Origin of the sequence: Dickeya sp. NCPPB 3274 (genome assembly GCF_000406205.1) — a bacterium.
In the GTDB taxonomy this organism is placed as follows: domain Bacteria; phylum Pseudomonadota; class Gammaproteobacteria; order Enterobacterales; family Enterobacteriaceae; genus Dickeya; species Dickeya fangzhongdai.
In genome coordinates this window covers 3,770,535-3,792,391 of record NZ_CM001979.1, presented here as the reverse complement: position 1 = coordinate 3,792,391, position 21,857 = coordinate 3,770,535, and the positions used below count along the sequence as shown (strand labels likewise).

Genomic DNA, 21,857 nt, shown 5'->3' with positions numbered 1-21,857 from the left:
TGAGACAGTTCGGTCCCTATCTGCCGTGGGCGCTGGAAGATTGAGGGGGGTTGCTCCTAGTACGAGAGGACCGGAGTGAACGCACCACTGGTGTTCGGGTTGTGATGCCAATTGCATTGCCCGGTAGCTAAGTGCGGAAGAGATAACCGCTGAAAGCATCTAAGCGGGAAACTTGCCCCGAGATGAGTCTTCCCTGGGCCCTTGAGGCCCCTGAAGGGACGTTCGAGACGAGGACGTTGATAGGCTGGGTGTGTAAGCGTAGCGATACGTTGAGCTAACCAGTACTAATGACCCGAGAGGCTTAACCTTACAACACCGAAGGTGTTTTGGTGAGAGAGACGCGAATTTGGCTTGTTCGATGGATTGGTTCCGATGGTTGTGCCGCGAAAGTGTGGCATAACGGTTGGAATGAAAAGAATTTGCCTGGCGGCGAGAGCGCGGTGGTCCCACCTGACCCCATGCCGAACTCAGAAGTGAAACGCCGTAGCGCCGATGGTAGTGTGGGGTCTCCCCATGCGAGAGTAGGGAACTGCCAGGCATCAAATTGTGGTGTAAGAAGACACCGGTTATCGGATTGACTCCTCTGATAACGTACAGAATCGGTGGTGCGGTAGTTCAGTCGGTTAGAATACCGGCCTGTCACGCCGGGGGTCGCGGGTTCGAGTCCCGTCCGCACCGCCAACATATAAAAGCCCTGAGCATAAGCTCAGGGCTTTTTGCTATTGTCTCCGAACACCATTCTCTGACTGACGCTGGCGATCGTTTTTTACCACGTCATCGATCTTTTTAAAGCCATCATCTGCCTCATTACATGCTATTCAACCTTGATACCGAATTTTTCATCTGACGAGTTATACCCATTGAAACTCGAAGATAAAAACCCTATAACGATTAACAGTTCACCGGTTATAAGCAGGAGCAATGTGCGTAAGAAAACCTATGCCATGAGGTACGTTGCCGGGCAGCCTGTTGAACGTATCTTTCAGCCTGCGGCAATGCATTATTTAAAACAGCAGCCTGCATCTTCGGGGCCTCTGATGCTAATGGAGGATCGCTTGCGGGTGATGGTGTGGAATATTTTTAAACAACAGCGTACGAATTGGCTCTCGGTCCTAAAAGGTTTTGGCGAGAACACCCAGTTGATGCTGTTGCAGGAAGCACAATCAAGCCCTGAACTGATTCGTTTTGCCACTACGCATTATCTTTCTGCCGAGCAGGTACCCGCTTTTGTTCTTCCCTCCCATCCTTCTGGTGTGATGACGTTATCATCTGCGCAGCCTATGTATTGTTTTCCGTTGCGTGAGAGAGAGCCGCTGATTCGTCTGGCTAAATCAGCGCTGATCACTGTGTATTCGCTGAGCGATGGGCGTTTATTGATGGTCATAAATATTCATGCTGTCAATTTCAGCCTGGGTGTCGAGGCTTATACAAAACAACTGGAAACTATTGGCGAACAGTTGAAGCGCCATAAAGGACCAGTGGTGATGGCGGGGGATTTTAATGCCTGGAGTCAGCCCAGAGTGAGCGCGCTTTATCGGTTTGCTCATCGGATGGGACTAGGAGAGGTGGTGTTTTCTGACGATCAGCGGCGTCGCGCATTTGGCCGTCCACTGGATTTCGTCTTTTATCGCGAGCTGGGGGTGGCAAATTCGTCGGTGCTGGTTACCGATGCATCCGATCATAACCCTTTACTGGTGGAATTCGATGTTTCCTGAGTTCCTGCCGCCCCAATAAAAAAACCGCCGTAAATGGCGGTTTTTTTTACTTACCGGTATCAGGAGTCCGGTGATTGCCTGTTGGTGACATAAAGTGTCAGCCTGTCGCCCGGCTGGAGGTTGGCATCTTTAATGACCGTATTCCAGCGCATGACATCAGCAATGTTAACGCCATGGCGTTTGGCAATGCTTGCCAGAGAATCACCTTTGCGAACCTGATAAACAATCGAGTTCGACTTGTTGTTGCTTGCTACGACACCGGCCGTCACGGGCACCGTTGCTTTGGCAACCTGCAATGTCTGGCCCACCTTCAGAGCGCTGCCCTTGAGGCGATTCCAGCTTTGCAGATCCTGCGTGCGGACATTCATTCGCTTGGCGATGCTTGATAACGTATCACCAGCGCGAACTTTGTATCCTACAGAGCGAGTCGCGACTGCCGGCTGCGCAGCTTTAGCCGGTTGGATCGCGGCAATGTCGCCGTCTGCCAGCGAGTCTTTCAACTGTCCCACATGAGACTTGGGTACCATAATGTAATGCGGCCCATTCGGCGCAGTAACATCACGAGTGTAACCCGTGTTGTAGCTCTTCAGCTTGGTGACAGATAATCCTGCCAGTTCAGCTGCTTGCGTCAACTCCATCTGCTGACCCAGATCTACTCGCGCCAGCGCGCGATTTTCATTGGGCTTGGGCAGTTCAACTCCGTATTTCTTGTTGTGCTTGAGAATATCGCTCAGCGCCAACATCTTGGGCACATAGGTTGACGTTTCATACGGCAACGCCAGCGCCCAGTAATTAGTTGGACGGCCTTTCGCTTTATTCGCTTTCACCGCTTGCATGATTCGCCCTTCGCCCGCGTTGTAGGCAGCCACGGTCAGTAACCAATCGCCGTCAAACATGCGGTTCAGGCGCTGCATCATATCCAATGCAGCGGTCGTGGATGCGACAACATCACGACGCCCGTCATACCACTGGGTATGTTTCAACCCATAATTGCGCCCGGTGCCAGGAACAATCTGCCAAAGCCCTACGGCGTTGGATGATGACCTGGCGTTTGGGTCAAAAGCGCTCTCCACTATGGGTAGCAGTACCAGTTCCATCGGCATCTTACGTTCTTTAATCTGCCCGACTATCCAGTACATGTACGGCTCTGCCCGTAATGTTACATCGTGGAGATAGCTCTTATTTTTTAAGTAACGCTGTTTTTGCTCGCGGATCCGGGTGTTTTCCGGAACCTCCATCTTCAGCTCGTCGCCAATGAAGTTCCACAGATCTCGTTGCGCGATGCTTTCATCATCCAGCCACCGCGCACCGGTCTCTCGACCATCTGTGTACTTTCCTGCTTCACTTTGACCTGCCGAAGACAGACTCTGTGCATGCTGTCTGGGTTGGGAGGTGTCGTTAGGCGGCACCTGGCAACCGGTCAGCACGACTGAGGCGATAAATATCGCTTTAGTCTTCATATCTGTGTCAATAGTTGCTTAAAAGACAAACAATGATACTTTGATTGGCAATTCAGTACAACAAAAACCGTCAGAATCGGTCTTTCATGGCGCGTAAGTGCGCAAAAATCTGCCAATCACCCTTGAGGTCCGTGTTAATGGACAATTTTCTTTTTAAATCAATGTCATGGTAACGTAAAAAAATATTTATTCTTCGTTCCCGCCCCAGTGTGGAAGGGAGGGATGATTCTCCTTTTTCACGTAATTGCCTGATTTTAAGTAGGTAATCATAGATATCCGCATCTTCTGGCCAAACGTGGTGCGCGAACTCCAGATTGGATAATGTGTACTCGTGCGCACAACATACTTGGGTTTCATCGGGTAAATCAGCCAACTTGATCAATGATTCGAACATTTGTTGTGCTGTACCTTCAAAAATGCGACCGCACCCAGCAGAAAATAAGGTATCGCCACAGAACAGATATGGACGGCTATGATACGCGATATGTCCTGCGGTGTGCCCGGGCACGAAAAAAATAGAAAATTCCGAGCCGGCCGCAGTAATTACGTCGCCTTCCTGTACTGTATGTGTCGCGCCACACTGTTTGGTTTCCTGTGGGCCGTAAATTTGTATGTCGGGGTAGTGTTCCGCCAGTTGGCGAACGCCGCCGGTGTGATCATTATGGTGATGGGTCAACAGAATGGCGACAGGGAATAGCTTGTGAGCTTCCAACGCCTGTAGCACGGGTGCGGCTTCGCCCGGATCCACAATCACGCATTGCTTTTCATCGTTGGCCAGTAGCCAGATGTAGTTGTCTTTGAAGGCCGGTACACTGATAAGATTCATGCTGCATCCTCATTTTTTGCGATTAGCCTGCGGAAGATACTAAAACATGAAGCCAGCACAAACATCCCAGAAGATCGTAGCGCCTGATAGTTGGGAGGCGATTCCCTGGGGAGAGTACTATCTTCATACGCTGAATACGGCGCTGGCTCCCTGGTGGAGTCGGATATTTGGATTTCATCTGCTGAAAATCGGCCGGTTGAGTACGGCGATTGACAGCCAGACGTGTACGATTCCGCATCAGGTCAACGTCAGTCGGGAGCCGCAGGCGGCGCATGTCATGGCGGACCCTTACCAGCTTCCGTTTGTCGAGAAATCGGTGGATGCCTGTCTGCTGGCCCATGTGCTGGCTTATTCTGCCGATCCTCACCGGATTGTACGCGAGGTGGACCGGATCTTGATTAACGATGGTTGGGTCATCATCAGTGGGTTCAACCCGGTCAGCCTGGTTGGTCTGGGACGCCTGGTGCCCGGTATGCGCCGACGCCAGCCGTATTGCAGTCGGATGTTCAGCCAGATGCGAGTGATGGACTGGCTGAGCTTGCTGAATTACGAGATTGTGCATCATAACAGTTTGCAGGTGCTGCCCTGGCGTCAACCCGGCCAGGGCAAGTGGAACAATACGCTGCCGCTGCTGGGATGCCTGAATCTGATTGTCGCGCGCAAACGCACGATTCCGCTGACCATGACGCCGTCCAAAACCCTGCTGAGGAAATCACCGCTGAATCGCCCGGTGGGGGCGACGAAAAGCTATCGTTATCGGCATGATTGATCGCCAGCAGGGGGGCGGGTTGGTTACGGTGAGGCTACTCCGGCTGATAGCCGGTGTCATCAAGGGTGGGTGCGCTGGCAGCCTGACGGGCCAGTTCATCACAGCGTTCGTTTTCCGGATGGCCGGCATGGCCTTTTACCCATTGCCAGTGCAGGGTATGACGCTGAATAGCCTGATCCAGCCGTTGCCACAGGTCGACGTTTTTCACTGGTTTTTTCTCCGCGGTTTTCCAGCCGCGCTTTTTCCAGTTATGGATCCAACTGGTAATACCCTGACGGACGTACTGGCTGTCGGTGGTGATGGTCACTTCGCAAGGTGTGGTCAGGGTTTCCAGCGCGGCGATTGCCGCCATCAATTCCATCCGGTTATTGGTGGTGAGCCGGTAGCCTGCGCTGAGGGGTTTTTCGTGCTGCTTGTAACGCAGCAGCGCCCCGTATCCACCTGGGCCGGGATTGCCGAGGCAGGATCCGTCGGTGAAAATCTCTACCTGTTTTAGCATCTCTGGTAGACTCTTATTCATGGTCAAAAGTACAAGTCTGACATAAACGAAACCGATGAGCACTGTAATTACACGACAAATCGTTCTTGATACTGAAACCACCGGTATGAATAAACTGGGGGTTCACTATGAAGGGCACAAGATTATTGAGATCGGTGCGGTCGAGGTGGTGAACCGTCGTCTGACCGGGCGCCACTTCCATGTCTACCTCAAACCGGACCGGTTGGTGGACCCGGAAGCCTATAACATTCATGGCATCAGTGATGAATTTCTGGCGGATAAGCCGACTTACGGCGATGTCGTCGATGATTTTCTCGATTTCATCCGCGGCGCCGAGCTGGTGATCCATAACGCGGCGTTCGATATCGGCTTTATGGACTATGAGTTTCGCTTACTGAAGCGCGATATCCCGAAAACCGAGACGTTCTGCACCATCACCGACAGCCTGCTGATGGCGCGCCGGTTATTTCCCGGCAAGCGTAATAACCTGGATGCGTTGTGCGATCGTTACCAGATAGATAACAGCAAGCGTACGTTGCACGGCGCGTTACTCGATGCTGAAATTCTGGCCGAAGTTTATCTGGCGATGACCGGCGGTCAGACGTCGCTGGCCTTTTCGACGGAGGGCGATACCCAGCAGCAGGCGGCGCAAGCGGAAACCATCCAGCGTATTTCACGCCCGGCGTCGGCTCTGGCGGTATTGTATGCCAGTGACGAAGAACTGGTGGCGCATGAGCAACGTCTGGATTTGATTATGAAAAAAGGCGGCAGTTGCCTGTGGCGTAACTGAGTTTATGGCCGTTGATGACAAAGACGGCGCTACGCTGAAAATGTAAGCAAACAGAAGCAGTTAGTGATAAAAAGCATTGACGCAACCGATGGCGCCCCGTAGTATGCACCTCGCTCACTGAGCACAGCGCGGTGCGGTAGTTCAGTCGGTTAGAATACCGGCCTGTCACGCCGGGGGTCGCGGGTTCGAGTCCCGTCCGCACCGCCAATCATTCCGAAGCCCTGAATCATCTGATTCAGGGCTTCTTCGTTTCCGGCCCTAGAAATCCCAGTCTTCGTCTTCGGTTTCCACCGCTTTACCGATCACATAGGATGAGCCTGCTCCGGAGAAGAAATCATGATTTTCCTCCGCGCCCGGCGACAGGGCGGCCAGAATAGCCGGATTGACGTCGGTCATGCTGGCAGGAAATAGCGCTTCATAGCCCAGATTCATCAGCGCTTTGTTGGCGTTATAGTGCAGGAACTTCACCACATCATCGCTCCAGCCGACGCCGTCATACAGTTCGTGGGTGTAATCCACTTCATTGTCGTACAGGGTTTGCAGCAAATCGTAGGCGAAGGCCTGCAAATCTCGCTGTTGTTGCGTATCCACGCGTTTTAACCCCTGCTGGTATTTGTAGCCGATGTAATACCCGTGCACCGCTTCGTCGCGGATGATGAGGCGAATCAGGTCGGCGGTATTGGTCAGCCGGCCGCGGCTGGCCCAGTACATCGGCAGGTAAAAACCGGAGTAAAACAGGAAGGACTCCAGAAAAACGCTGGCGATTTTCTTTTTCAGCGGGTCGTCGTGCTGGTAATGCGAGAGAATCAGCGCCGCCTTGTTTTGCAACGGCTGGTTGCGTTCGCTCCAGCTATAGGCGTCGTCCACTTCACTGGTCAGGCACAGGGTGGAAAAGATGGCGCTGTAAGAGCGGGCGTGGACCGCTTCCATAAACCCGATGTTGGAGAGCACGGCTTCCTCATGCGGCGTCAACGCATCGGCCATCAGAGCAGGTGCGCCCTGGGTATTCTGCAATGTATCCAGCAGCGTCAGGCCGGTAAACACGCGCAGCGTGAGTTGACGTTCGATATCACTCAATTGCGCCCAGGACGGCATATCGTTGGACAGCGCGATTTTCTCCGGCAGCCAGAAATTGGTGGTCAGCCGGTTCCAGACCTCCAGATCCTTGTCATCCTGCGGGCGATTCCAGTTAATGGCCTTCAGGGGCGAAAGCGGACTCATGCAGTTATCTCCGTTGTTCATGTGGTGCATCAGCGTGTATTAGAGCGAGCAGGACACACAGCCCTGAATCTCGGTACCTTCCAGCGCTTTTTGGCGTACGCGAATGTAGTACAGGGTCTTGATGCCTTTTTTCCAGGCGTAGATCTGCGCTTTGTTGATATCGCGGGTGGTGGCGGTATCGGGGAAAAATAGCGTCAGCGACAGCCCCTGATCGACATGGCGGGTCGCCACGGCATAGGTGTCGATGATTTTCTCCGGGCCGATTTCATAGGCGTCCTGATAAAAGCGTTGGTTGTCGTTGGTCATGTACGGGGCCGGGTAGTAGACCCGTCCCAGTTTGCCTTCCTTGCGGATTTCGATGCGCGAAACAATCGGGTGGATGCTCGCCGTGGCATGATTGATATAGGATATCGAGCCGGTGGGCGGCACCGCCTGCAGGTTTTGATTGTAGAGCCCGTGGCGCATCACCTGCGCTTTCAGCGCCAGCCAGTCTTCCCGTAAGGGCAGCGCAATGCCGGCGGAAGCGAACAGGTCACGCACGCGTCCCGTGGACGGTCGCCACTCCTGCGACAGATAACGATCAAAAAACGCGCCGCTGGCGTACTGAGAATCGGCGAAACCGGTGAAGGTTTGGTTATGCTCTTGTGCCAGCTGGCTGGAGGTGAGCAAGGCGTGATAGGTCACGGCATAAAAATAGAGGTTGGTAAAATCCAGCGCCTCTTCCGAACCGTAAAACAGCCCTTCACGCGCCAGATAGCCGTGCAGGTTCATCTGCCCCAGCCCGATGGCGTGAGACTCAGTATTGCCGTTGGCGATAGACGGCACCGCGCCGATATGGCTCATATCGGACACGGCTGTCAGTGCCCGCACGGCAATTTCCACTGAACGGGCCAGGTTGCCGCCGTCCATCACCCGGGCAATATTGAGCGACCCGAGGTTACAGGAAATGTCCTTCCCGACCTGACGATAATTCAAATCTTCCTGATACTCGCTGGCGCGGCTGACCTGCAGAATCTCCGAACACAGGTTGCTCATGGTGATACGCCCGGCCACCGGGTTATGGCGGTTCACGGTATCTTCGAACATCAGGTAGGGATAGCCGGATTCAAACTGGATCTCGGCCAGCGTCTGGAAAAACTGACGGGCGTTGATGGCCCACTTACGAATTCCGGGGTGGCTGACCAGCTCGTCGTATTTTTCGCTGACGCTGATTTCCGACAGCGGCATGCCATACACCCGCTCAACGTCATAGGGTGAAAACAGGTGCATATCCTGATTGGCGCGGGCCAGCCGCAGCGTAATATCCGGAATGACTACCCCCAGCGACAGGGTTTTGATGCGAATTTTTTCGTCGGCGTTTTCCCGGCGGGTATCAAGAAAACGCAGAATGTCCGGATGATGGGCGTGCAGGTAAACCGCTCCGGCCCCTTGCCGGGCGCCGAGCTGATTGGCGTAGGAAAAGGCGTCCTCCAGCATTTTCATGATAGGGATGATGCCGGATGACTGGTTTTCGATGCGTTTTATCGGCGCGCCGGTTTCACGGATATTGGTCAGCATAAAGGCCACGCCGCCGCCGCGTTTGGAGAGTTGCAGCGCGGAATTGACCGCCCGGCCGATGGACTCCATGTTGTCCTCAATACGCAGCAGAAAGCAGGACACCAGCTCGCCGCGCTGCTGTTTGCCGCAATTGAGGAAGGTCGGCGTGGCGGGCTGGAAACGACCGCTCATCATTTCATCCACCAGTTGTTGCGCCAGTTGAGTGTCGCCCTGCGCCAGCGTCAGCGCCACCATGCAGACTCGATCGTCATAGCTTTCCAGATACTGGCTGCTGTCGAAGGTTTTTAGTGCATAGCTGGTGTAAAACTTGAAGGCGCCCAGGAAGCTTTGGAACTGGTAGCGATGTTCGGCCGCGCGCTGGAACAGATCGGCGATGAAGTCAGGCTGGTAGCGCGTCAGCACCCGGGGTTCGTAATACCCTTCCTGTTGCAGCCAGCGCAGTTTCTCTTGCAGAGACGGGAAACGGCGGGTGCGCGGCAGCACGTGATCGCGGAAATAGGCCTGAATCGCCTGCCGATCCTGTTCAAACTGAATGCGGCCATCGGCGTCATAGATGTTCAGCATGGCGTTGAGCGCATGGTAATCCAGCTGGCTGGAAGGCGCTTCGGTCAGGAATTCTGCTGTAGCCAAAATTGGGTCACTCCTCTGCGTACGTTGTCTACATCTTCCGGGGTGCCGGACAGTTCAAAGCGGTAAAGGCAGGGAACCTGGCATTTGGCGGCGATAATGTCGCCGGCGATGGCGTAGGCGGCGCCAAAGTTGCGGTTCCCGGCGGCGATGACGCCGCGCAGCAACGCACGACGCGATGATTGGTTCAGAAAGTGGATGACCTGACGGGGCACCGCCCCGTGTGTACTGCCGCCGCCGTAGCTGGGCACCACCAGAATGTAGGGGCTGGCGATATCCGGCATTAGCGCTTCGGCCTGCAGTGGTATCCGCATCGCCGGCAACCCCAGACGACAGACGAATCGATGCGTGTTTTCCGACTGGCTGGAGAAATAGATGATCGGATTCATCATCGTTGTCTCAGGCTGTGACGGCGCGTAGCGAGCGGAGTTTATCCGGGCGGAAACCACACCAGTGCGCCCCGTTGGTTTCCACTACCGGCACCTGACGGTAGCCGAGCGCCAGTACATGCTCCCGCGCCTGCTCATCGCTGGCGATATCGATCTTGCGGTAGGTCACGCCATAGCTATCCAGCGTGCGGCAGGTGGCGTCGCATTGGGGGCAGTTCGCTTTACTGTAAACACTAATAATCATGATTCGTATTTACCTTTGTCATCAAGAGTGAGAGAGCCAGAGCGCTCTTTGGGTGAGCCGGTTTTTAGTCTATGGATTAATGCATGGATCAATGCATACGGGCGAGCCGTTGCTGTCCGCCTCACAACAAATACTAGATATTGTGTTTTAAAATATCAACCACGCAATATATAGAGGTTTTGGCGAGATGAACCCAGGAAAGGAATAGGGTGGCGAAGGAAACCTGAGGGCGGGCGCCCTCAGGTGAATGGTCAAACGGTCGCGATGTTTCTGCCGTAATAGATTTCCTGCATCTCGCGATACAGCAAATCGGTAATACGTTTGCGCTCTTCCGGGCTCAGTTCTTGCGGGCTGACGTTAAACAGGTAGTGCTTCAGGTCGAAATCCTTCAGCAGCATTTTGGTGTGAAAAATGTTTTCCTGGTAAACGTTTACGTCCATCAGGTGATAGAGCGATTTCATGTCGTCGGACATGAAGTTTTGAATCGAATTGATTTTGTGGTCGATGAAATGCTTGACGCCGTTGATGTCGCGGGTAAAACCGCGCACACGGTAATCAATGGTCACGATGTCCGATTCCAGCTGATGAATCAGATAGTTGAGCGCTTTGAGCGGCGAAATGACCCCACAGGTAGACACTTCGATATCCGCCCGGAAGGTGCACAGGCCGCCGCCGGGGTGGCTTTCCGGGTAGGTGTGCACGCAGATATGGCTCTTGTCGAGATGCGCGACGACGGAGTTCGGCAGCGGGCCGGGATGTTCGGAGGTATCCACATCGCGTGGGTCCATCGGTTCCTCGCTGACCAGAATGGTGACGCTGGCGCCCTGCGGTTCATAATCCTGACGGGCAATATTCAAGATATTGGCGCCAATGATGGAACAGGTTTCACTCAGGATTTCTGTCAGACGGTTCGCATTGTACTGCTCATCAATGTACGCGATATAGCCATCGCGGTCGGCAGGCGTTTTGGCGTAACAGATATCGTAGATACAAAAACTCAGGCTTTTGGTCAGATTGTTAAAGCCATGTAGTTTCAGCTTTTGCAATTTAATTCACCCCCTTATGGATGCCGTGGTCAGCGGGCGGCTGACAGGGCATTCAGTAAATATTGCGGCAGGGCAAAGCTGCCGGTATGAATGGCCGGATTGTAATAGCGGCATTCGATTCCCGCGGCGTCAAACCGCTGCTGCAGGCTATTTTGATCGATCGTACGCAATGCCGGGTTGTTGCTGGCCCAGGCAAAGGTCATGATTCCGCCGTAGTAAGTTGGAATGGCGGTCTGATAAAAACTGACGTCGCTGAAATAGCTGCTCAGTTTCTGATGGCTGTTGACCGCCTCATCCTGCTGCAGGAAGCAGACGCCGTTCTGCGCCACGAAGATTCCCCCATCATTCAGGCAGCGCGCGCATCCCTGATAAAAATCCGAGGTAAACAGGCTTTCGCCGGGGCCGATAGGATCGGTGCAGTCGGAAATGATGATATCGAACTTTTCCTGACAGGCGTTGACGAAGTTAACGCCGTCGTCGATCACCAGACGAAAGCGCGGGTCATCGTAGGCGCCGGCGCTGTGATTGGGCAGATACTGACGGCAGAACGCCACCACGCCGGCGTCGATTTCCACCATCGTGATCTGTTCTATGTTACGGTGACGGCAGACTTCGCGCAGCATGCCGCCGTCGCCGCCGCCGATGATCAGCACGCGTTTGGCGTTGCCGTGGGCCAGCAGCGGAACATGGGTCATCATTTCGTGATAGATGAACTCGTCGCGTTCGGTGGTCTGCACGACGCCATCCAGCGCCATAATTCGGCCTAGCGCAGCGTTTTCGAAGATGATCAGATCCTGATGGTCGGTTTTTTCATGATAGAGCACCTGGTCTATCGAAAAATACTGACCAAAGTTGGCATGCAGGGTCTCATACCAAATTTCTTTCCGGGACATGTTAGGGCTTCCTCCGCGATAACAGCCATGAAAATTGGCGCGCTATGATAGCTAACTCTCATGGTGCTTGCACGGTCAAATTTCACGCAATGCGGAGGATTTTACGCTTTACTGAGTATTCGCGAGTAAACTGAGCGAATTTCGTGCCAGATACTGGCATTTCTTTGGCGTGGGGATGGCGATGCCGCTCAGGTCGCGGTAACTGGCTTCGCCAAGGGCGATCATATCGAACTGATTGTAGTTGCTCAAATCCCAGCGATTTTGCTGGGCAAAGATCACCAGCGCCCGACGGATTTGCTCGTTGGGGAGATCTTTGTAACCACAGTTGTTTTTCAGATAAACAAAAATGGCGGTCAGATCGGCGAGGTCTTCAGCCTCGAAATCATTCAATGCCTTACTGGCGGAGGAGAAGCCCAACAGCGAAAGCAGGAGCAGCACCAGCGCGGAATGTTTCATAATTCAACCTGTTTCATCTTTCATCAGATGACGTTATCACAGTTACCGGCCCGGATTTCAAGTTTTATTAAGATCGGCGTGATATCCGCAATCGGCGGAGAACCGCACCGGGCGGGGCAAACGGAGGGGGGGATGTTCAATGGCGCAATTACCTGCTATTTATCAGCGATTGACACCATGACGTCAGCGTCTGGCTTTGATATTAATAGTGCAGTTTAAATTTATCTCACGATTTCTCATGACTTCAGGTATCTGGCGCATTAGTAGCGTGCTGTTAGCAGGAATACTTCTATTCCCGCTGGTGACCATGGTCGGGATGGCGTTGTCTGCTCCTGGCGACGCGGTGTCGGCGTTATGGCATGCTCTGCCCGTTTATGGAACGAACTCGCTGATGCTGGTGGCGGGCTGCGTGCTGTTCAGCCTGCTGTTTGCGTTGCCGCTGGCCTGGCTGATGTCGCGCTACCGTTTCGCCGGTCAGGTGTGGCTGCATCGCGCGCTGTTGCTGCCGCTGGCGATGCCCGGTTATCTGCTGGCCGCGGTCTATGGCGACGCGCTGGGGTACGAAGGGCCGGTTAAGCAAACGCTGTACGCCCTGTCATTTGATACGGACGTTGCGCCCCAGACATTCTGGCAACAGACGCTGATGGTGGCGTGCGCCAGCCTGTGTCTGGCGCTGGTGCTGTTTCCGTATGTCTACCTGCTGGTTCGAACGGCGCTGATGTCGCAACCGGTCAGCCTGCAACAGGCTGCCCGGCTGATGAACCAGACCCGTGCTCAGGTATTCTGGCGTGTCGTTTTTCCCATGGCTCGCCCGGCGATCGCGCTGGGCATGGTGCTGATGGCGTCGGAAGCGCTCGGCGATTACGGTATTTCCGCTTACTTCTCTTTGCAAACTATCACCACGGCCGGTCTGGACTTGTGGCGCGACAAGGCGCAGCACGGTACGGCGGCATTATTAATGTCGTTGCTGTTGCCGCTGGTGTTCCTGATATGGTTTCAGGCGCGTCGTAGCCGCGCCCGTCAGTTGCGTTACCAGAAAAACTGCGGAGTATGCCCGAACAATTTACCGGTGCTGCGTGGGTGGCCGCGTTTTCTGACGATGCTGTTTGGCGGCGCACTGGTGGTGATTGCGTTTGTGGTGCCGGTCGGTCGGCTGGTGGGGTGGGCGATATTGTCCGAAGCGCCGATCTGGAGTTTGCCGTTTTTGCTGGCGTTTACCAGTAGCTTCATGGCGGCCTCCTGCGCGATGTTGCTGGTAATCGGACTGGCGGTCGTGTGTACGTTTGATTTCCAGGCAATTGGCAATCCGGCTTACCGCAATCCGTTGCGCTGGCTGAATCTCAATCGGTTATTGCCCTCGACGGCGTTGGGTATGGGACTGCTGGTGCCGTTTCTGGGGCTGGATGCCTGGTATGCCACGGCCGGCGGTGTGGTGGACGACCCTTGGGCGGGGTCGGTGCTGGTGCTGATTCTGGCCTACTGTATGCGTTTTAGCGGTTTGCTGATTGATCGGTTGCAAATCCGCATGTCCCGCCTGTCGGGCGCCATGACTCATGTCAGCCAGTCGCTTGGCTACACGCCGGCTCTACAGGTGCTGTGGGTTTATCTGCCGCAGTTGCGTCATTGCATGATTGTCGGCGTATTGCTGGTGTTTACCGAAAGCCTGCGTGAGCTGAATGCATCGCTGTTGTTGCAGCCGTTTGAAGTGGAAACCATGGCGACCTATGTGTTCCGTTTCATGATGGATGAACGGCTGCCGCTGGTAGCGACCCCCGCGCTGATGCTGGTGGGCGTGGGGATGATCCCGCTGTTTGGGATAACCCGATTGATGAGAATGGAAGGATAGGTACGTTATGGCGACCCCGGAGATATTAACGATAGCCTCGCTCAGTTGCCGCTATCCGCAACTTTCCGTGCTGGAGAACGTGAGTTTTTCGGTGCATGAAGGCGAAATGGTGTGCCTGCTTGGGGCCAGCGGCGATGGTAAAACTACGCTGCTGAAATCGATAGCGGGTCTGCTGCCGCAGGAACAAGGCAGAATAGCCATCGCCGGTCAGAAGGCGGATGCTCAGGCGCAGGACGCCGAGTCGCCGCCGCGCGTCGTGGGGATGGTGTTTCAGGATGATGTGCTGTTTCCCCATCTGACGGTCATGGAAAACATTACCTTCGGACTACGCGGCAGGTCATCGGAAGAGGTCAGCACGCTGGCGATGGATGCGGTAGGGTTGATGCAACTGGAAACCTTTACCCGGTGTTATCCTCATGAACTGTCCAGAGAGCAGAATCAGCGGGCGGCGCTCGCCCGTGCGCTGGCGTGTCAGCCTAAACTGTTGCTGCTGGATGAGCCTTTTTCCTCCGTTGACAGCCAAATCCGTTACCGCTTGATCAGCGAGCTGCGCCAGATTCTGCGGCAGCGTCAGATAGCCACGCTGTTTGCGACGTCCGATCGCGAGGACGCCTTTGCCTTCGCCGATCACCTGATCCTGATCCATGACGGCGGTATTGTGCAGCAGGGTTTTTCCGCCGATCTCTACTACCGACCGGTCAACCGCTATGTGGCAAGTTTTATGGGCAACACTAATTACCTGCCGGTGAAGATCAGCGGTGACCGTCAATGGCAGAGTTTTCTCGGCGAGCATCAGGCGACGAGAGCGTTGAAACTGCCGCATGGCGCACGTTATGACTGGCTGATTCGTCCGCAGGAAATTGCGCTGGCGCTGGATGAGGAAGGCTCGGGCGTAATCGAAGATCGGTTGTTTATGGGAACCAGCAATTTTTACCGCGTGCGGGTTAATGAGCTGGAGCTTCAGGTGCAAAGCGGCAACTGGTTTGAACCGGGGCAGCCGGTCCGGCTCAGTATTCGCACCGATCAACCGGTTCTGTTTCCGCCGGAAGCGGCGGTCAGTTCGCAGGAGTAGCGGGCGTCAGGCCCGCCTCGTCCATTGAATGCCGGGAGTGCCTGCTAACGACCTTGTTCAACACAGGCGCTCACCGTTCTGCTGCTTTCTCCGGGCTACCGGCATGGTCATCAGTGCTTCGGTACTGTCAGTTTCGGTACTATCATATTCGGTACTATCACTACGCGTACGCGCGATGCTATTTGGCTGCATTCGGCGCGTGTGGTTCAGGCTGAGGCATGGGGGGAATTTCCCGCACGCTGATGCTGACTTCATAGGTTTTGCCATTGCCTTGCGGCACGTTGGCGACCAGCTTGTTGACCGCCTGCACCGGGTCGGTTGCCTGCAGCGACGCCTGATACAGCGCGGGCATCGGCGGCGGGAATCCGGGCGGTGGTGGAAATGCACCCGGTTTGCCGAATGCCGGCGGCTCGGCGCCTTCCGGATGAGCAGAGGCCACGGATACGGCGGAGATCAGTGAAATACCGGCGATGAACGCCGCGGTACGGCAAATTTTCGATAGTGATGTCATGTTACACCTCTCCATAGGTTGGTCATGACATATGAAAAACCTTGTACTGATGCAGCGCAACGCGTTTTACCCTCTTTTATCTGCCGATAACGAAATCCTGACTCTCTTGCGAATATGTTGATATTTTCACCACACTCGGCAAACCTCGCACAGACCTCAGCGCTTCAGCGCGAGAAAATCGCCCGCCAGAATGTGCCAGGCGCTGGGGTGTGCCTCAAAACCGATTTTGGGGTAATAATCCACGGCCTGAGGCGCGGCAATCAGAATCAGACGACACTGTGGTTTGAGCTGCTGTACGGTATGCGCGATAAGCTGACGACCGATGCCGCCATGCTGACAAGTTTCATCCACCGCCAGGTCGGACAGGTAGCAGCAAAAGTGATAATCCGTCACGCTGCGCGCCACGCCCACCAGTTCATCGCCGCGCCATGCCGTCACCAGCAGGTCCGTTTCGGTTAGCATGCCTGCAAGGGTATCCCGTTGATCCAACGGTCGTCTCGGGCCCAGCGAGGTTCGGTTAAGCAGGTGGATAAACTGATCGACATTGATGGGGTCATTCACTTTATAGGTGATGGCGCTGTCAGCCATTGAAGACGATAAGGGTGTCATGCTCTCTCCGCTATGGGGTGGGTGAACCCAGGCTTTCTGTTATACTGCGCGCCGTGATGAATTGCGGCACAGCCTGGCTGTGTGTCAGCATCGGAGTATGGCCCCAGAGGCCGATACTGGATACCTTTTTTCTGTGAGTTGTCAGTATGATGAAACATACGGTGGACGTCATGATCTCCGAGCAAGAGGTCAAGGCGCGGGTGGCCGAACTCGGACGCCAAATCAGCGAGCATTACCGCAACAGCGGCAGCGATATGGTGCTGGTGGGACTGCTGCGCGGCTCCTTTGTGTTTATGGCCGATCTGTGCCGCGCCATTGACCTTTCCCACGAGGTGGATTTTATGACCGCTTCCAGCTACGGCGGCGGCATGAACTCGTCCCGCGACGTGAAGATTCTGAAGGATCTGGATGAAGATATCCGCGGCAAAGACGTGCTGATTGTCGAAGATATCATCGACTCCGGCAATACCTTGAGCAAGGTGCGGGAAATTCTGCAACTGCGCGAGCCGAAGTCGCTGGCCATTTGTACGCTGCTGGACAAGCCGTCACGCCGTGAAGTTCAGGTGCCGGTAGAATGGATTGGTTTTTCCATCCCTGACGAGTTTGTGGTGGGGTATGGCATCGATTATGCCCAGCGTTACCGCCATCTGCCGTTTATCGGCAAGGTGATTCCGCAGTAAAGCGTGAAATCGCGCCCATGCCGGCATGGGCGCGATGGGAATGATTACAGCAGCGACGAGACCGCCCGACGGTAACGCTGCTCCAGCGTTTCACGGCTGGTGGCGGTGACTTCCAGGTCACGCAGACGACCATCCTGAATCCCGTAGACCCAGCCATGAATCGTCACCTTCTGGCCGCGTTTCCAGGCCGACTGCATGATGGTGGAGTGGCCCAGGTTGTACACCTGTTCCACTACGTTGATTTCACACAGTTTGTTAATTCGCTGTTCGGGTGGCAATTCTCCCAGTAATGAGCTGTGCTTATACCACAGGTCACGGATGTGGAGCAGCCAGTTGTTGATCAACCCCAGTTCCGGGTTTTCAACCGCGGCCTGCACGCCGCCGCAGCCATAGTGGCCGCAAATGATGATGTGCTCCACTTCCAGAACCTCAACGGCGTACTGCACTACGGACAAGCAGTTAAGATCGGTATGGATCACCAGGTTAGCCACGTTGCGGTGAACGAATAGTTCGCCCGGTTCGAGGCTGGTCAGGCTTTCTGCGGGAACCCGGCTGTCCGAGCAGCCAATCCACAGAAAGCGGGGGCGCTGGGCTAATGCCAGCCGTTCAAAATAATCAGGGTCTTCTTTCACTATCGTTTCAGACCATTGCTGGTTATTGGCGATCAGCGTTTCTATTGTTTTCATGAAAGTAAAGGACCTGTAACAACAAAAGGGCGGTGAGGGGTAATATAGAGCAATCACAGGGGTTTTGAAATCGAAAACTGGGTCCGACCAGGACTCGCTCAACTGATAATAAGGCACGCTTTCAGCTATGACATATGCACTGGAATTGATGAATGTGACCAAAACGTACCCGGGGGGCGTTCGCGCGCTGCGCGGTATCGACCTGCGCGTTGAAGCCGGGGATTTTTATGCTCTGCTGGGCCCTAATGGCGCAGGCAAGTCCACCACCATCGGCATCATCAGTTCACTGGTTAACAAGACCGACGGCAGAATTCAGGTGTTCGGCCACGATCTGGACCGGGATATCGTAAACGCCAAGCGGCAACTGGGGCTGGTGCCGCAGGAGTTCAACTTCAATCCGTTTGAGACCGTGATGCAAATTGTGGTCAATCAGGCCGGTTACTATGGCGTTCCCCGGCAGGAAGCGCTGCGGCGCGCCGAAAAATACCTCAACCAGCTCGACCTGTGGGGTAAGCGCAACGAGCGCGCCCGCATGTTGTCCGGCGGTATGAAGCGCCGGCTGATGATTGCCCGGGCGTTGATGCATGAACCCAAACTGCTGATTCTCGACGAGCCGACCGCCGGGGTGGACATCGAATTGCGTCGCTCAATGTGGGGATTCCTCAAAGAACTCAACGGGCAGGGCACCACCATCATCCTGACCACCCATTATCTGGAAGAGGCGGAAATGCTGTGCCGTAATATCGGCATCATCCAGTCCGGGCAACTGGTGGAGAATACCTCGATGAAGGCGTTGCTGGCCAAGCTGCAATCGGAAACCTTTTTCTTCGACCTGGCGGCGAAGAGCGCCCTTCCCAGATTGGAAGGCTATCAGCACCGACTGGTGGATACCTCTACGCTGGAAGTGGAGGTGAGACGCGAGCAGGGGCTGAACGGCATTTTCAGCCAGCTCAGCGCGCAAGGCATTCAGGTTCTCAGTATGCGCAACAAGGCTAATCGCCTGGAAGAACTGTTTGTCGCGCTGCTCAATAACAACGGAGATAAAGCATGATGGGGTTATATTGGGTAGCGTTGCAGAGCATCTGGAGCAAGGAAGTCAACCGTTTCGCCCGGATCTGGATCCAGACGCTGGTGCCGCCAGTGATTACGATGTCGCTGTACTTCATTATTTTCGGCAATCTGATCGGTACCCGCATCGGTGAGATGAACGGCTTTAGTTACATGCAGTTCATCGTGCCGGGGCTGATCATGATGTCGGTAATTACCAACGCCTATGCCAACGTCGCGTCGTCATTTTTCAGCGCCAAATTTCAGCGCAATATCGAAGAGCTGTTGGTGGCGCCGGTGCCGACGCACATCATTATCGCCGGTTATGTCGGCGGCGGTATGGCGCGCGGCATCTGCGTCGGCGTGCTGGTCACGGCGGTGTCGCTGTTCTTTGTGCCGCTGCACGTCCATGCCTGGTGGATGGTGGTGGTGACGTTGTTGCTGACGTCGATGCTGTTTTCGCTGGCGGGGCTGATCAACGCCGTGTTCGCCAAAACCTTCGACGACATCAGCCTGATTCCTACCTTCGTGCTGACGCCGCTGACCTATCTGGGCGGCGTGTTCTATTCGCTATCGTTGCTATCGCCGTTCTGGCAGGCGGTGTCCAAACTGAACCCGATCGTTTATATGATCAGCGGCTTCCGCTTCGGATTCCTGGGCATTCATGATGTGCCGCTGCCACTGACGCTGGCGGTGCTGCTGGCGTTTATCGCGGTGTTCTACGGGCTGAGCTGGTGGTTGATTGAGCGTGGGCGCGGCTTGCGCAGTTAATCAGGCGGTGTTGTCGGATGTGAAGCGGGATGGCATGTGCCGTCCCGCTTTTTTTTTAATCGGCGCGATGATTCAGGCGATCTGCACCGGAATGGCTTTGGCGGTGCGCTGCAACGTATTGTTGTCGCCAAAATAGGCGACCTTCGGGCGGTGCTCGCGCGCCTGCTCATCCGGCATCTGCACATAGGAACAGATAATCAGCTTGTCGCCGACGCAGGCGCAGCGCGCGGCCGCGCCGTTGACGGAAATAATGCGGGAGCCGCGTTCAGCGGCGATCGCGTAGGTGGAAAAACGGTGGCCGTTGTCCACGTTGTAGATGTCGATCGCTTCGTATTCAAGAATACCGGCGGCGTCCATAAAATCCTGATCGATGGCGCAGGACCCTTCATAATGTAAATCTGCCTGGGTTACCTTCACCCGGTGCAGCTTACCTTGCAGCATGGTTCGAATCATCGGTCTGTCACTCTGGTTGGAAAAATCAGGTGGTCAAATCCACCTGCTGGTTGTCAATCAGGCGCGCCTTGCCCAGCCAGGCCGCCATCAGCACCACGGCACAGTTGCTGTCGATGGTCAGCGGCTGCAGCGTTGCGGCATCGCGGATAAATAGCTCGTCGGGCGTGAATCCGGCCTCGCGCAGCGCCTCCGATGCTTTGGCGAGCATATCATCAATTTGCCGGTCGCCGTTGGATAATTGCTCTACCACCTCGTTCATGATGCGGCGAAGCTGCGGCGCCTGCTGGCGCTCTTCGGCGGTGAGGTAACCGTTGCGAGAACTGAGCGCCAGGCCGTCTTTGGCGCGCACGATAGGCACGCCGACGATGCTGATGTCGTAGTCCATGTCGGCCACCATCTGACGGATCAGCGCCAGTTGCTGGTAATCTTTTTCGCCAAAGCAGGCGACATCCGGCTGCACCAGATTGAACAGCTTGCTGACGACGGTGGCGACGCCACGAAAATGCCCCGGACGGCTGGCACCTTCCAGCATCTGCGACAGCCCCGGGACTTCCACGAACGTCTGCTGTTGCAGGCCGTGAGGGTAGAGGGTGTCGGGTGCGGGCGCGAACACCAGGTCAACGCCGCGCCGCGTCAGCTTCTCGCAGTCTTCCTGCAAGGTGCGCGGGTAGCGGGCCAGATCGTCCGCCCGGTCAAACTGCAAGGGATTGACAAAAATACTGACTACCACGATGTCGGCCCTGGCCCGGGCTTCGTCCACCAGCGTCAGGTGGCCGTCATGCAGGTTGCCCATGGTGGGCACCAATGCGATGCGTTTTCCTTCCTGACGCCAGCGGCGGAGTTCGCGGCGCAGCAGCACCGGCGTTTCAATAATCAACACACGCTTGCTCCTGTGTTAAACAAAACTGTATTTCTCGTCGGGAAAGGTTCCCTGTTCGACTTCCTGCACATACAGGCGAACGGCGGCGCGGATATCCGCTGCTTCCGCCATGAAATTGCGGGCGAACTTCGGCGTATGGCCGCCGGTCACGCCCAGCGCGTCGTGCATCACCAGAATCTGGCCGTCGGTGACATTGCCGGCGCCGATGCCGATGACCGGAATACTGAGTGCTTCGGTCACTCGCTGGGCCAGCGATACCGGCACGCATTCCAGCACCAGTAACTGGGCGCCCGCCTGTTCCAGCGCCAGTGCGTCTTCCAGCAGTTGGCTGGCGGCGGCTTCGTCACGCCCCTGGACTTTATAGCCGCCAAAGATATTGACCGACTGCGGGGTCAGCCCCAGATGTCCGCACACCGGGACGGCGCGTTCGGTCAGCATGCGCACGGTCGGCACGAGCCAACTGCCGCCTTCGATCTTGACCATATTGGCGCCGGCGCGCATCAACGCTGCGGCTTGCTGGCAGGCTTGCTCCGGCGTGGCGGCGCCCATAAAGGGCAGGTCGGATAACAGCAGGCAATGCGGCGCGCCGCGCCGTACGCAGCGGGTGTGATAAACCATGTCGTCAATGGTGACGGGCAGGGTTGAGTCGTGGCCCTGTACGGGCATACCGAGAGAGTCCCCCACCAGCATTACGCGGATACCCTGTTCATAAAACAATTGGGCGAAGCTGGCGTCGTAAGCGGTCAGTGTGGCGAACTTTTTCTGTTCCTGTTTCCACTGGCGCAGATGAGAAATAGTCGTCGCTTTCAT

The 21,857-nt window shown here is 55.4% G+C and carries 24 protein-coding genes, 2 tRNA genes, 1 rRNA gene and 1 other annotated feature; of the genes, 11 read left to right on the top strand and 16 right to left on the bottom strand.

Features of this window, described 5'->3' with window-relative positions:
- The first annotated feature begins 30 nt into the window (after positions 1–30).
- Positions 31–296: a sequence feature (23S ribosomal RNA rRNA prediction is too short), on the top strand.
- Positions 297–422: 126 nt separating this feature from the next.
- From rrf to DXX3274_RS16930, 3 genes are all read left to right on the top strand, one after another.
- Positions 423–538, top strand: a 5S ribosomal RNA gene (rrf, locus tag DXX3274_RS16940).
- A 66-nt stretch (positions 539–604) separates the two neighbouring features.
- A tRNA-Asp gene (locus tag DXX3274_RS16935) sits at positions 605–681 on the top strand.
- A 242-nt stretch (positions 682–923) separates the two neighbouring features.
- Positions 924–1,715, top strand: coding sequence for an endonuclease/exonuclease/phosphatase family protein (locus tag DXX3274_RS16930; RefSeq protein WP_071603978.1), 792 nt, complete (start codon positions 924–926; stop codon positions 1,713–1,715).
- Positions 1,716–1,774: 59 nt separating this feature from the next.
- On the opposite strand, the gene mltD is transcribed toward DXX3274_RS16930, so the two are convergent.
- A complete protein-coding gene (gene mltD, locus DXX3274_RS16925) occupies positions 1,775–3,175 on the bottom strand; it encodes a murein transglycosylase D (RefSeq protein WP_042860773.1) in 1,401 nt (466 codons plus the stop codon).
- A 70-nt stretch (positions 3,176–3,245) separates the two neighbouring features.
- Positions 3,246–4,001, bottom strand: coding sequence for a hydroxyacylglutathione hydrolase (gene gloB / locus DXX3274_RS16920; protein ID WP_042860772.1), 756 nt, complete (start codon positions 3,999–4,001; stop codon positions 3,246–3,248).
- A gap of 46 nt (positions 4,002–4,047) precedes the next feature.
- On the opposite strand from gloB, the gene DXX3274_RS16915 reads away from it, so the two are divergent.
- A complete protein-coding gene (locus tag DXX3274_RS16915) occupies positions 4,048–4,770 on the top strand; it encodes a class I SAM-dependent methyltransferase (protein ID WP_042860771.1) in 723 nt (240 codons plus the stop codon).
- A 34-nt stretch (positions 4,771–4,804) separates the two neighbouring features.
- Here the strand turns inward: DXX3274_RS16915 and rnhA are convergent, their stop codons facing one another.
- The gene (rnhA, locus tag DXX3274_RS16910; protein ID WP_193747042.1) at positions 4,805–5,371 is read right to left on the bottom strand and encodes a ribonuclease HI; all 567 of its coding nucleotides are present in this window, start codon (positions 5,369–5,371) and stop codon (positions 4,805–4,807) included.
- Here rnhA and dnaQ point away from each other — a divergent pair.
- Positions 5,325–6,059: a DNA polymerase III subunit epsilon gene (gene dnaQ, locus DXX3274_RS16905; protein WP_042860770.1), complete on the top strand. Its 735-nt coding sequence runs from the start codon at positions 5,325–5,327 to the stop codon at positions 6,057–6,059. The two genes, rnhA and dnaQ, sit on opposite strands and share 47 nt — an antisense overlap.
- Positions 6,060–6,189: 130 nt before the next feature.
- Positions 6,190–6,266, top strand: a tRNA-Asp gene (locus tag DXX3274_RS16900).
- A 51-nt stretch (positions 6,267–6,317) separates the two neighbouring features.
- Here DXX3274_RS16900 and nrdF read toward each other — a convergent pair.
- From nrdF to DXX3274_RS16865, 7 genes are all read right to left on the bottom strand, one after another.
- Positions 6,318–7,280: a class 1b ribonucleoside-diphosphate reductase subunit beta gene (nrdF, locus tag DXX3274_RS16895; RefSeq protein WP_042860769.1), complete on the bottom strand. Its 963-nt coding sequence runs from the start codon at positions 7,278–7,280 to the stop codon at positions 6,318–6,320.
- Positions 7,281–7,319: 39 nt separating this feature from the next.
- Positions 7,320–9,467: a class 1b ribonucleoside-diphosphate reductase subunit alpha gene (nrdE, locus tag DXX3274_RS16890; protein ID WP_042860767.1), complete on the bottom strand. Its 2,148-nt coding sequence runs from the start codon at positions 9,465–9,467 to the stop codon at positions 7,320–7,322.
- A complete protein-coding gene (gene nrdI / locus DXX3274_RS16885; protein ID WP_042862185.1) occupies positions 9,446–9,853 on the bottom strand; it encodes a class Ib ribonucleoside-diphosphate reductase assembly flavoprotein NrdI in 408 nt (135 codons plus the stop codon). The genes nrdE and nrdI overlap by 22 nt, the downstream gene beginning before the upstream one ends.
- A 10-nt stretch (positions 9,854–9,863) precedes the next feature.
- Positions 9,864–10,097: a glutaredoxin-like protein NrdH gene (nrdH, locus tag DXX3274_RS16880; RefSeq protein WP_042860766.1), complete on the bottom strand. Its 234-nt coding sequence runs from the start codon at positions 10,095–10,097 to the stop codon at positions 9,864–9,866.
- A 251-nt stretch (positions 10,098–10,348) separates the two neighbouring features.
- Positions 10,349–11,143, bottom strand: coding sequence for an adenosylmethionine decarboxylase (speD, locus tag DXX3274_RS16875; protein WP_038666580.1), 795 nt, complete (start codon positions 11,141–11,143; stop codon positions 10,349–10,351).
- Positions 11,144–11,172: 29 nt separating this feature from the next.
- The gene (gene speE / locus DXX3274_RS16870) at positions 11,173–12,036 is read right to left on the bottom strand and encodes a polyamine aminopropyltransferase (RefSeq protein ID WP_042860765.1); all 864 of its coding nucleotides are present in this window, start codon (positions 12,034–12,036) and stop codon (positions 11,173–11,175) included.
- Positions 12,037–12,144: 108 nt separating this feature from the next.
- Complete coding sequence (locus DXX3274_RS16865; protein ID WP_013319060.1) at positions 12,145–12,492, bottom strand: YacC family pilotin-like protein; 348 nt, start codon at positions 12,490–12,492, stop codon at positions 12,145–12,147.
- Between the two features lie 238 nt (positions 12,493–12,730).
- On the opposite strand from DXX3274_RS16865, the gene DXX3274_RS16855 reads away from it, so the two are divergent.
- Together DXX3274_RS16855 and DXX3274_RS16850 are read left to right on the top strand one after the other, a co-directional pair.
- Entirely contained in the window at positions 12,731–14,338 is a 1,608-nt protein-coding gene (locus DXX3274_RS16855) for an iron ABC transporter permease (protein ID WP_042862184.1), read from the top strand.
- 7 nt (positions 14,339–14,345) lie between these two features.
- Positions 14,346–15,410: an ABC transporter ATP-binding protein gene (locus DXX3274_RS16850; protein WP_042860763.1), complete on the top strand. Its 1,065-nt coding sequence runs from the start codon at positions 14,346–14,348 to the stop codon at positions 15,408–15,410.
- Between the two features lie 178 nt (positions 15,411–15,588).
- Here the strand turns inward: DXX3274_RS16850 and DXX3274_RS16845 are convergent, their stop codons facing one another.
- Entirely contained in the window at positions 15,589–15,921 is a 333-nt protein-coding gene (locus DXX3274_RS16845; protein ID WP_042860761.1) for a hypothetical protein, read from the bottom strand.
- 156 nt (positions 15,922–16,077) lie between these two features.
- Positions 16,078–16,530, bottom strand: coding sequence for a GNAT family N-acetyltransferase (locus DXX3274_RS16840; protein ID WP_042860760.1), 453 nt, complete (start codon positions 16,528–16,530; stop codon positions 16,078–16,080).
- 149 nt (positions 16,531–16,679) lie between these two features.
- Between DXX3274_RS16840 and hpt the strand changes: the two genes are divergently transcribed.
- Positions 16,680–17,210, top strand: coding sequence for a hypoxanthine phosphoribosyltransferase (hpt, locus tag DXX3274_RS16835; protein ID WP_042862183.1), 531 nt, complete (start codon positions 16,680–16,682; stop codon positions 17,208–17,210).
- Between the two features lie 44 nt (positions 17,211–17,254).
- Here hpt and can read toward each other — a convergent pair whose 3' ends face one another.
- Positions 17,255–17,896: a carbonate dehydratase gene (can, locus tag DXX3274_RS16830; RefSeq protein WP_038919922.1), complete on the bottom strand. Its 642-nt coding sequence runs from the start codon at positions 17,894–17,896 to the stop codon at positions 17,255–17,257.
- Positions 17,897–18,023: 127 nt separating this feature from the next.
- On the opposite strand from can, the gene DXX3274_RS16825 reads away from it, so the two are divergent.
- Both DXX3274_RS16825 and DXX3274_RS16820 read left to right on the top strand, forming a co-directional pair.
- Positions 18,024–18,947, top strand: coding sequence for an ABC transporter ATP-binding protein (locus tag DXX3274_RS16825; protein ID WP_038919921.1), 924 nt, complete (start codon positions 18,024–18,026; stop codon positions 18,945–18,947).
- Positions 18,944–19,714, top strand: a complete 771-nt coding sequence (locus DXX3274_RS16820; RefSeq protein WP_038666605.1) for an ABC transporter permease — start codon at positions 18,944–18,946, stop codon at positions 19,712–19,714. The genes DXX3274_RS16825 and DXX3274_RS16820 overlap by 4 nt, the downstream gene beginning before the upstream one ends.
- Positions 19,715–19,786: 72 nt before the next feature.
- On the opposite strand, the gene panD is transcribed toward DXX3274_RS16820, so the two are convergent.
- The 3 genes from panD to panB are packed head-to-tail and all read right to left on the bottom strand — an operon-like array spanning position 19,787 to position 21,857.
- Positions 19,787–20,167 (bottom strand): aspartate 1-decarboxylase, encoded by a 381-nt coding sequence (gene panD / locus DXX3274_RS16815; RefSeq protein ID WP_033569519.1) that lies wholly within the window; start codon positions 20,165–20,167, stop codon positions 19,787–19,789.
- 25 nt (positions 20,168–20,192) lie between these two features.
- Complete coding sequence (panC, locus tag DXX3274_RS16810; protein ID WP_042860759.1) at positions 20,193–21,047, bottom strand: pantoate--beta-alanine ligase; 855 nt, start codon at positions 21,045–21,047, stop codon at positions 20,193–20,195.
- Positions 21,048–21,062: 15 nt separating this feature from the next.
- Positions 21,063–21,857: a 3-methyl-2-oxobutanoate hydroxymethyltransferase gene (gene panB / locus DXX3274_RS16805; RefSeq protein WP_040000108.1), complete on the bottom strand. Its 795-nt coding sequence runs from the start codon at positions 21,855–21,857 to the stop codon at positions 21,063–21,065.